Here is a 10,268-nt window from a genome sequence, read left to right as displayed (position 1 = left end):
GCCCGCCGGGCCCGCGGGGACCGGCTGCGCGGCGCCTACGGCGCTGCCCTCGTCGGGGGACGTCGGGCCCGCGGGGACCGGCTGCGCGGCGCCTACGGCGCTGCCCTCGTCGGGGGACGTCGCGCGAGCGGCGGCGCCGGAGGCGCCGCCCTGGCCGGGGGCGGCCGCCGAATCGGCGGAGCCGTCCGGCTTGTAGTCGGCGAAGAAGTCCCACCAGGCTCGGTCTACCGAGTCCCGATCCTGGAGGTACTGCTGGTAGATCTCGTCGACCAGCCACTCATTGGGGCCGAAGCCCGCTGCGGGGCCTTCGCCCTGCGCTTCGTGGTCGGTCGAGACACTAGAGCTATTGGGGGACTGTGACGACACGGCGGCAACCGCCCTCTTCCGCTTCACAAGATGGTGGACAGCGGAAATAAAGGCTACGCCTACTGGAGGGGTCGATGCAGGCCCGGGGCCCTTACGTCGCGCATGTCACACCCGAAGACTGGTTTCAGTGCTGTTCCTGGCGGGAAATTGATCCCTCTTGGGGGTCGTTCGACCGGCCGCGCTCGCACGGCGTCGGTGCGGCGGAGGGCGGCTGGGGGCAGCCGCGAGCGGCGTGTCCCGACTTCAGGTCAAGGTCTTTCCCCAACTTTAGGTCAAGGTTGCGCCGTGGAGACACCCGGAAGGGTGACGTGGATCCGGCAGCCGCGAGGGGATTCGGCCACTTCTATCCGCCCGCCGTGCAGGTCCACCGCCCAGCGCGCGATGGCAAGACCGAGGCCCGTACCGCCGTCGCCGCCCGGGTGCGCGCCGCGGTGGAAGCGGTCGAAGACGCGGGTGCGGTCCGCCTCGGGGATGCCGGGCCCCTCGTCGCGCACGTCCAGGTCGAGACTGCCGGGCGCGTCGCCGCGCCTGGCCCGTACCGTCACCCGGCCGCCCGGCGGGCTGTGCTTGACCGCGTTGTCGACCAGGTTGGCCACCACCTGGTGCAGCCGCTCGCCGTCGGCGTAGGCCGTCAGTTCCGGGGGTGACACGTCCAGGTGCAGGTGGACGTCGGCGCGCGGCCGGGAGCGTGAGCCGGTCGCGGAGGAGCCCTCCATGCCCAGGCTCGCGGTGCGCAGCACCGCCGACAGGTACGGCCACACCTCGAAGCGCTTGGCCTCCAGCCGGACCGCGCCGCTGTCCAGCCGCGAGAGGTCGAGCAGCTGGGTGACCAGCTTGCCGAGCCGCTCGGTCTGCTGGAGCGCCAGCCGCATGGTCTCGGGGTCGGCGGCCGACACCCCGTCCACCACGTTCTCCAGCACCGCCCGCAGCGCGGCGATGGGCGTGCGCAGCTCGTGCGAGACATTCGCCACGAGTTCCTTGCGGTGCCGGTCGACGGCGGCCAGATCGGCCGCCATCTGGTTGAACGTCTCGGCCAGCTCGCCGACCTCGTCCCTGCGCACCCGCGCCACCCGCCGGCTGTAGTCGCCGCCCGCCATCGCCTTCGCCACGGCCGTCATCTCGCGCAGCGGCGCGGTCAGGCCGTTGGCCACGATCTGGGTCAGCAGCAGCGAGGCGATGATCGAGAAGATCGTGATGACCCGCAGCTCGGTCGCCGAGTGGATGGCGACGATCACCAGCAGGGTGGTGATCAGCACCGAGATGATCACCAGGAGCTGGAGCGCGGCCTTGATGGAGCGGTACGGGTCCCAGGGCCGCAGCGCGTCCCACACGCGCCGCCACAGCCGGCGCCACCACCGGGTCATGGCGCCGGGGTCTCCAGCGCGTACCCGACGCCGTGCACGGTACGGATGCGCTCGGCGCCGATCTTGCGGCGCAGCGCCTTGACGTGGCTGTCGACGGTCCTGGTGCCCGACGCGTCCGCCCAGTCCCACACCTCGGCGAGCAGCTGCTCGCGGGAGAGCACCGCACGCGGCTGCTGCGCCAGGCAGACCAGCAGCTCGAACTCGGTCGGGGTCAGGTGCACGTCGGCGCCCCTGACCCGGACCCGGCGCTGCGCGTGGTCGATCTCCAGGTCGCCGAGCTGCATGCTGGCGCCGCGCGGGTCGTGCGCGGCGATCGAGGCCCGCTCCACCCGGCGCAGCAGGACGTGCACCCGGGCGGCCAGCTCGCGCATCGAGAACGGCTTGGTCATGTAGTCGTCGGCGCCGACGCCGAGTCCGACCAGCATGTCCGTCTCGTCGTCGCGCGCGGTGAGCATCAGCACCGGCACCGGCCGGTCGGCCTGCACCCGGCGGCAGACCTCAAGGCCGTCGTAGCCGGGCAGCATGACATCGAGAACCAGCAGGTCGGGCTGCCAGGTGTGCGCGGACTCCACCGCGGAGGGACCGTCCCCCGCCGTCCGTACCTGGAATCCCTCGGCCTGCAGCCTGGCCGCGATGGCCTCCGTGATGGTCTGGTCGTCCTCGACCACCAGCACCCTGCGCTGCGTGCCCGTCGTCTGCGCGCTGTCCAATTCCGCCCCACAAGGTCGTCCTGGTTACGGGGGAGCCTACGGGGCAGGTGGGGGCCGTGACTACGCGGCGTTGATCGCCAGGTGCACGACATCCGGAACCCCACGCGTCACTTCCACCTCCAGGGTGCGTACTCCGGAGAAGCCCGCGGCCCGCAGCGCGTCCTCGAAACCGGCCGACGGGCTCGCCGACCACACGGCAAGGACGCCGCCGGCCGTCAGCCGGTTCCGGCAGGCCGCGAGGCCCGCGGGGCCGTACAGACCGCCGTTGTCGTCGGTGACCGTCCAGTCCGGGCCGTTGTCGATGTCCAGGCAGAGCGCGTCGTACCGCTCGCCGGGCTCCGCCACGTACGCCACCAGGTCCCGCACGGCCACCGTCACCCGCGGGTCGTCCAGCGCGCCCGCGGAGAACGGCGCGAGCCGCCCGTCGCGGTGCCAGCCGACGACCGCGGACTCACGTTCGACGACGGTGATCCGCGACCAGCGCGGCCGCGCGGCGGCGCGCGCGAGGGAGAAGCCGACGCCGAGACCGCCGATGAGCAGCGAGCGGCCGGGCCGGTCCGCGGTATTCGCCTGTTCTCCGTCCAGGTGTTCCAGTGCCGCGTCGATGAGAAGGCGCTCGGACCGCCCGTCGGAGGTGTCCATGAGGAAACATCCGTTCGCGATGATCTGGAGCAGGTCGCCGTGCCGTCGCAGCACCACCTCGCCGAACGGGCCGTCCTGCCGGTCGAGCACCACGGGAGCGGGGTGGTCGAGGGCGCGGGTTCCGCTGTAGGAGGATGGGTGTGGGAGGGTCATACGGCCAGTTTGGCGTATGCCGCACGAGGTCATGACCTTATGTCGGCCACCTTTCCATCGGGCGTTAACTTCCGGGTCGTCAGAACTTCATTTCCTCTGCATCGGGGCATGACCTGGGCGGCGTACCGGCGGCGTAAATTCCGCGCATGTCCTCCCTACTGAAGAATCGACTGACCAGGCGGGTGCTCGCCCCCGCTGCCGCGCTGGTCGACCGTCGCGTGCAGAGCTCCGCCTCCAAGCTCCGCAAGGAGATCGAGAACGACCGCAGGTCCCAGGTCGCCGATCTCGACTCGATGCGCAAGAAGGTCGCGGAGCTGGGCGACCAGCAGTTCGCGATCGGGCTGCTCTTCGACAAGACCGGGCGCAGCGGTCCCCGGCTGCCCACCCCGGCCCGGATCGACACCCTGGTGCGGGAGATGGTCGCCGTCTCCGGCCGCGGCGAGGCCGACGCGCGGCGCAATGTGACGATCGCCTTCCGCAACGTGATCGCGCTCGAGGCCCTGGCCGTCGGCCGCCTGGCCGGTTCCACCTACAACATCTGCGGGAAGCTCGCCACGGTCCCGCTGCTCGACCCGCCCAACGAGGACGTGCTGGAGATCGGCACGTTGCACGGCCTCTTCTCCGCCGCGCTGATGCGGATGCTGCACCGGGCCGGTGTCGAGGCGCGGCTGACCATCGTGGACCCGCTGGCCGGGACGCAGCTCCAGCCCGGCGCCCGGCCGGTCGGCGAGCCCACGGGCACGCCGGTGCGGATGGACGTGGTGCGCGCGAATCTGGCGCTCGGCGGCAAGGCCGGCGAGCGGGCCAGGATCGAGCAGGGCTTCTCCGGCGACCCGGACACCCAGGCCGCGGTCTCCGACCGGAAGTACGGGGTGATCATCGTCGACGGCGACCACTCGGCCGAGGGCGTCATGGCCGACCTGGAGTGGGCCGAGAAGATCGCGGCGCCCGGCGGCATCGTCGTGCTCGACGACTACGGGGACGCCGCCTGGGCCGGTGTCCAGGAGGCGGCGGACAAGTACCTGGAGACCGGGGAGTCCCGGTTCGAGATGCTGGGCCGGGTCTCCACCTCGGCCTTCCTGCGCGCCAGGAGCTGATCGCGGGGGCCCCGCCCGGTGCGCGTTCCCGGCGCCATGGGGGGATCCGCCGGGGATCGCTGAGAGCGAACGCGCTCCGGGGAACATTCGAAGTGCCCCAAGCATTGAGTCGGCATAGCTCAACTTGATTGCCGAAGGGGAGATCATGGCTTCGACGCCCACAACGCTCACTCTGCCCGTGCTGCCCCTGTCCGACGAGGTCGTCCTGCCCGGCATGGTCGTGCCGGTCGACCTGTCGGACACGGAGGCGCGGGCCGCGGTGGAAGCCGCGCACGCCGCCGCCGGATCCGGCGCCTTCGCCGCTGACAGCGGCGACAGCGGTACCAACAAGCCGGAGGTGCTGCTCGTTCCCCGGGTCGGCGGGACCCTGGCGGGAATCGGAGTGCTCGGCACCGTCGAGCAGGTCGGCCGGCTGTCCGACGGCGACCCCGGCGCCGTGATCCGGGGCCGCTCACGCGTGCGGATCGGGGCCGGTACGACCGGGCCGGGCGCCGCCCTGTGGGTGGAGGGCACGCCGGTGGAGGAACCGGCGCCCGCGGAGTCGCCCGGCACGGTCGCCGAGCTGATGAAGGAGTACAAGGCGCTGGCCACGAGCTGGCTGCGCAAGCGCGGCGCCTGGCAGGTGGTGGCCCGGGTCCAGCAGATCGACGACCTCTCCCAGCTCGCCGACAATTCCGGCTACTCCCCCTACCTCACCACTGAGCAGCGCGTGGAACTGCTGGAGACCCTCGACCCGATGGCCCGGCTCAGGCTCGCCGTCCAGTGGCTGCGCGACCACCTCGCCGAGCAGGACGTGGCCGAGACCCTGCGCAAGGACGTGCAGGAGGGCATGGAGAAGCAGCAGCGCGAATTCCTGCTGCGGCAGCAGCTCGAAGCGGTCCGCAAGGAACTGGCGGAGCTGAACGGCGACCCCGAGAACGAGAGCGAGGATTACCGCGCCCGCGTCGAGGCCGCCGAGCTGCCGGAGAAGGTCCGCGAGGCCGCCCTGAAGGAGGTCGAGAAGCTGGAGCGCTCCTCGGACGCCTCTCCCGAGGGCTCCTGGATCCGCACCTGGCTCGACACCGTCCTGGAACTGCCGTGGAGCACCACGACCGAGGACGCCTACGACATCCCGGGCGCCCGCGCGGTGCTGGACGCCGACCACTCGGGTCTGGACGACGTCAAGGAACGCATCACCGAGTACCTGGCCGTACGCAAGCGGCGCGCGGACCGCGGCCTCGGTGTCGTCGGCGGCCGGACGGAAGGGGCGGCGCGGAGCGCTTCCGGCAAGACCGGCGGCGGGCGGCGGGCGGGCGGCGCGGTGCTGGCCCTGGTCGGGCCGCCCGGCGTCGGAAAGACCTCGCTCGGCGAATCCGTCGCGCGCGCCATGGGCCGCGCCTTCGTCCGGGTCTCGCTGGGCGGCGTCCGCGACGAGGCGGAGATCCGCGGCCACCGGCGTACGTACGTCGGCGCGCTGCCCGGCCGGATCGTGCGCGCCATCAAGGAGGCCGGGTCGATGAACCCGGTGGTGCTGCTCGACGAGATCGACAAGGTCGGCTCCGACTACCGGGGCGACCCGGCGGCGGCGCTGCTCGAAGTCCTCGACCCGGCGCAGAACCACACGTTCAGGGACCACTACCTGGAGGTCGAACTCGACCTGTCCGACGTGGTGTTCCTGGCCACCGCCAACGTCCTGGAGACCATCCCCGAGCCGCTGCTCGACCGGATGGAGCTGGTCAGGCTCGACGGCTACACCGAGGACGAGAAGGTCGTCATCGCCCGCGACCACCTGCTCCCGCGCCAGTTGGAGCGGGCGGGCCTGGCCGAGGACGAGGTGGCGCTGGAGGAGGAGACGCTGCGCGGGCTGGCGGGCGAGTACACCCGCGAGGCGGGCGTCCGCGATCTGGAGCGCACCGTCGCCCGGATCCTGCGCAAGATCGCGGCGCGGCACGCACTGGGCGACCAGGAACTGCCGTTCACCGTCCGCCCCGACGACCTGCGGGCGCTGATCGGACGGCCGCACCACGTACCGGAGTCCGCGCAGGACCCGCAGGAGCGGCGCACGGCGGTGCCGGGCGTGGCCACCGGGCTCGCGGTGACCGGCGCGGGCGGTGACGTCCTCTACATCGAGGCGTCGCTGGCCGACCCGGAGACCGGCGGCTCCGGCCTCCAGCTCACCGGCCAACTGGGCGACGTCATGAAGGAGTCGGCGCGGATCGCGCTGTCCTTCCTGCGGTCGCACGGCGCGGAGCTGGAGCTGCCGGTCGGCGACCTCAAGGAGCGCGGCGTCCACCTGCACGTGCCCGCGGGCGCGGTGCCGAAGGACGGGCCGAGCGCCGGTGTCACCATGACCACCGCGCTGGCCTCGCTGCTCAGCGGGCGCCGGGTCCGTACCGACGTCGCCATGACCGGCGAAGTGTCCCTGACCGGACGGGTGTTGCCGATCGGCGGCGTCAAGCAGAAGCTGCTCGCCGCGCACCGCGCCGGGATCACGACCATCGTCATCCCGAAGCGGAACGAGGCGGATCTGGACGACGTCCCCGCCGAGATCCTGTCGGCCCTCGACGTCCACCCGGTCAGTGACGTCCGCCAAGTCCTGGCGCTGGCCCTGGAACCGGCCGCCGCCGAGGCCGCCGAGGCGGAGGCGCCGCTGGCCGCCTGACGGCCTCCGGCCGTGGTCGGGCCGGAACACACGAGTTCCCCACGCTCCTTGGTGTACGCCGCTTCCGCGGAAGAGCCGTACACACCAGGGGCGCGGGGAACTGCGCGCTCAGCCGGCCACCGGCCGGGAGATCCCGGGACGGCGGTCAGCGGCAACTCGGAGGGCGGGGGCAGGCGTCAGCCCTGGGCGAGGGCCTGGAGACGGGACAGGTCTCCGTTGAAGCGGTCCTGGTCACCGGGGAAGGTGCCGGAGTCGCCGTACTGCCAGAAGGTGTAGAAGCCGTAGCCCGCGGGCAGGGTGCCGACCGTGCTGGTGTACTTCGCGATCCAGATCGGGCTGGTGGTCGCGAAGCCGCTGTTGTTCCCGGTGCAGGTGTTCCACCAGTCGAAGGTGGTGTAGATGACCGGGTAGACGCCCTCACGCGAGTGGTACTGGTTGGCGAAGGCGTGGATCCAGCTCACCATGCTTGCCTGGCTCAGGCCGAAGCAGGTCGCGCCGTAGGGGTTGTACTCGATGTCCAGCGCGCCCGGCAGCGTCTTGCCGTCGCCGGACCAGCCGCCGCCGTGGGCGATGAAGTAGTCGGCCTGCGCGGCGCCGCCGGAGGTGTCGGGGGTGGCGAAGTGGTACGAGCCGCGGATCATGCCGACGTTGAACGACCCGTTGTACTGCTGCGTGAAGTACGGGTTGGTGTACGACGTGCTCTCGGTCGCCTTGACGTAGGCGAATTTGCCGCCGTTCGCCCACGCGGTGGCCCAGTTGACGTTCCCCTGGTAGCCGGAGACGTCCATGCCGAGCGTCTGCGTGGCCATCGGGGTGACGGTCCCCGCGGACGACGACGAGGAGGCGCTTGAGCCCTCGTGCGCCTTGATGGTGGAGCCCATCCAGTCGAGTTCGGGGTGCGTGATGTGCCCCGTGCCGCTCGCCGCGCTGGCGGAGCCGGGCATGACGAACACCATCGCGAGCATGGTGACGAACAGGCCGGCCAGCAGGCCGAGCCTCTTCCGGACCGAGCCGGGGCCGTGCACGACGGAGAGATCTCCGTGGGACATTCGTGCCTCCATGGTGGGGACTCGGCATGGCCTTGCAGTGGCCATGACAGCTTGAAGGTAGAGGCGCGACTCCGGGCGTGAAAGGGGGTCAGGAAACCGCCGATGGTCTACTCCTGCGAAATACTTGACGTGCTGCGGAAACAACCGTGAGTGAAGGAAACTTTCAGGCGTTGAAAGCGGGAACGGTGTGAACGAGGCGAGACAGGCGGCAGAAGTGGCCGGATCCGACGACAGCGACATGGACGCGCTGGAGCGCGAACTGACCGTGCTGTTCCGGCGCGCCCGCGCCACCTCGGGCGACCTCGCCCGCGCCGTCCACCCGGAGCTGGAACCGGCCGCGTACGGCCTGCTGGTCCGGCTGGAGGAGACGGAACCCGAGCGCGCCACCGAGCTCGCGGCCTACTTCGGGGTCGGAAAGGCCACCATGAGCCGCCAGTTGCGGGCCATGGAGGAACTGGGCCTGGTCACCCGCGAGCCCGACCCCGCAGACGGCCGCGCCTTCCTGATGCGCCTGACCGCCGAGGGCCGCGAGCGCTTCTCCCGCGTCCGCACCGCCCGCCGCGAGCGCTACCTGCGCCAGCTCATGGCCTGGGACCGCGCGGACGTCGCGGAACTGGCCCGCCTGCTCCAGCGCCTGAACAACGAGGAATAGCCCGCGGCTCGCGCCCGGGAACGGGCCGCCCGGGTACCGGCCGCCCGGCGCCGCGCTGACCGGTCGTCAGGGAGGCGCGCCCGCAGGGCTACAGCTCCACCAGGACCGCCGTCGCGTCGTCGTGGCGCTTTCCGTCGGGGGACTCCTCGGCGGCCTCGCGGGCGCGTACGCGGGCGATCAGGGCCTCGGGGCCCGCCTTGCGGAGCAGGGTGAGGACATCGGGCCAGGCGTCGTCGCCGAAGACCTCGACGGTACGGGCGGCGCCGTCGGTGAGCGCGGCCAGCGCGCGGACCCGCGAGCGCGGGGTACGGCCGGTGACGGCCCGCGAGACGACCGCGGGATCGGCGGCGGCGGTGAAGAAGCCGCCCTCCAGATTGCGCAGCGGCCCGACCCGTACCCCCGTGGCCCGCAGCCGGTCGATCCGGTCGTCCAGCACTGCGGTCACCTCGCCGTCCGGCGACTCCAGCAGCAGCGCCGAGTCCGACAGCACCAGGTGCTCGACGTACTCCTCGTCCCAGCGGACGGCGACCACCGTGGCCTGCGGGGTGAGCGGGTGAGAAAGATCACAGGTGTCACGGTGTGCCGCGGCCGTCCTGCCGATCGCGGCGGACAGGGCGTCGGGAAGCGTCATCTCCGGCCGGGAAACGGACAGTTCGAGCAGCGCGCCGCCGAGCCGGGCGGTGAACCACGGCACCGAGTGCGCGCAGTCCCCGTTGCCCGGCGGCGGCGTCACCCCGTCCAGCAGGACCACGGCGCCGCCCTGCCCGGAAGCGGGCAGGGCCACGGAGACGAAGTCCTCGTTCGGACGGTCGGGGGTGCCGGGCGCGGTGGCCGTCTCGATGCGCATGGGGCCAGTGTGCGGGATCCGCGGGTACGGACGGCGGCCCGGAGGTGTCCCGGCGGCGGCCGGACGGCGGCTCCCCGGCGCCCCGCGCGGCGGCCCGGCGTTCGAAACCGCGCCCTCACGGACGGCCCGATTGGTACGGACCGGGGCGCGCGGGCATATGCGCGCGGGCATCCTGCCAAAGGTCGCAGCACCGCGCCAGTGCCGTCCACGCCGGGCGAAGTGTCCCCGCGCACGCCGGACTTGTCGGTCAACTCCTCGTTGCGATTCACTCGTTCGAGTGTCCGGGGGAGCGACGCGTGGCACCTCTCCGGGCGGGGCTGCAAGGGTCGGAGGGACTTCCGCATATTCCCCGGGGACACTCCCGGGCCCGCCGGCGATACGTGATTGCGAGCACCGAAGTTGCGTGAACGACGTCAACCGCGAGAGCGGAGGGTCCGGCAGCGTCTGCTCGCCGCCCTGCTCGTCTGCGCCGTGACCGTCCTGGCCGCCGCCGCTCCAGGCGTCGCCCTCGCGGTCCGCGACCTGTCGCGGGCCCAGGACCGGGCCGACGCGGCCCAGCTCACCACCCGCGCCACCGTGCTCGCCCACTCCCTCGCCGACGAGCGCGACGACCTCGCCGCCTTCGCCGCCGACGGCCGCCCGCGCTGGGTGCTCGGCTCGATGGGCCCCGGCACCAAGCTGCCGACGCTCGGCCATGCCCCGTACGGCGTACTGCGCGACGGCTACGAGGCGAACGCCGCGGGACTG

General features: G+C 72.2%; 10 protein-coding genes. 4 read left to right on the top strand and 6 right to left on the bottom strand.

The features are described 5' to 3' along the window. From BGM09_RS12500 to BGM09_RS12485, 4 genes are all read right to left on the bottom strand, one after another. A partial coding sequence (locus BGM09_RS12500; RefSeq protein ID WP_188281599.1) for a 2-oxoglutarate dehydrogenase E1 subunit family protein occupies positions 1 to 366 on the bottom strand: 366 nt, incomplete at its 3' end. 272 nt (positions 367 to 638) lie between these two features. Next, positions 639 to 1,730, bottom strand: a complete 1,092-nt coding sequence (locus BGM09_RS12495) for an ATP-binding protein (protein WP_188281598.1) — start codon at positions 1,728 to 1,730, stop codon at positions 639 to 641. Then, complete coding sequence (locus BGM09_RS12490; RefSeq protein WP_188281597.1) at positions 1,727 to 2,440, bottom strand: response regulator transcription factor; 714 nt, start codon at positions 2,438 to 2,440, stop codon at positions 1,727 to 1,729. The genes BGM09_RS12495 and BGM09_RS12490 overlap by 4 nt, the downstream gene beginning before the upstream one ends. Before the next feature lie 60 nt (positions 2,441 to 2,500). Next, complete coding sequence (locus BGM09_RS12485; protein ID WP_188281596.1) at positions 2,501 to 3,235, bottom strand: spermidine synthase; 735 nt, start codon at positions 3,233 to 3,235, stop codon at positions 2,501 to 2,503. Between the two features lie 146 nt (positions 3,236 to 3,381). Between BGM09_RS12485 and BGM09_RS12480 the strand changes: the two genes are divergently transcribed. Together BGM09_RS12480 and lon are read left to right on the top strand one after the other, a co-directional pair. Then, on the top strand, positions 3,382 to 4,332 hold the full coding sequence (locus BGM09_RS12480; protein ID WP_188281595.1) for a class I SAM-dependent methyltransferase: 951 nt from the start codon (positions 3,382 to 3,384) through the stop codon (positions 4,330 to 4,332). A 145-nt stretch (positions 4,333 to 4,477) separates the two neighbouring features. Continuing rightward, the gene (lon, locus tag BGM09_RS12475; RefSeq protein ID WP_188281594.1) at positions 4,478 to 6,973 is read left to right on the top strand and encodes an endopeptidase La; all 2,496 of its coding nucleotides are present in this window, start codon (positions 4,478 to 4,480) and stop codon (positions 6,971 to 6,973) included. A 176-nt stretch (positions 6,974 to 7,149) separates the two neighbouring features. Here lon and BGM09_RS12470 read toward each other — a convergent pair whose 3' ends face one another. Next, positions 7,150 to 8,022, bottom strand: a complete 873-nt coding sequence (locus BGM09_RS12470; RefSeq protein ID WP_188281593.1) for a lysozyme — start codon at positions 8,020 to 8,022, stop codon at positions 7,150 to 7,152. A gap of 238 nt (positions 8,023 to 8,260) precedes the next feature. On the opposite strand from BGM09_RS12470, the gene BGM09_RS12465 reads away from it, so the two are divergent. Next, positions 8,261 to 8,674: a MarR family winged helix-turn-helix transcriptional regulator gene (locus BGM09_RS12465; RefSeq protein ID WP_188281600.1), complete on the top strand. Its 414-nt coding sequence runs from the start codon at positions 8,261 to 8,263 to the stop codon at positions 8,672 to 8,674. An 88-nt stretch (positions 8,675 to 8,762) separates the two neighbouring features. Here the strand turns inward: BGM09_RS12465 and BGM09_RS12460 are convergent, their stop codons facing one another. Next, positions 8,763 to 9,521, bottom strand: a complete 759-nt coding sequence (locus tag BGM09_RS12460) for a protein phosphatase 2C domain-containing protein (protein ID WP_188281592.1) — start codon at positions 9,519 to 9,521, stop codon at positions 8,763 to 8,765. 399 nt (positions 9,522 to 9,920) lie between these two features. Between BGM09_RS12460 and BGM09_RS12455 the strand changes: the two genes are divergently transcribed. Next, on the top strand, positions 9,921 to 10,268 hold a 348-nt coding region (locus tag BGM09_RS12455; protein ID WP_188281601.1), incomplete at its 3' end, for a hypothetical protein.

This window comes from Streptomyces sp. CBMA29, from assembly GCF_014596445.1.
GTDB lineage: Bacteria > Actinomycetota > Actinomycetes > Streptomycetales > Streptomycetaceae > Actinacidiphila.
The sequence above is the reverse complement of the archived record's forward strand: the minus strand, read 5'-3'. Positions and strand labels throughout refer to the sequence as shown.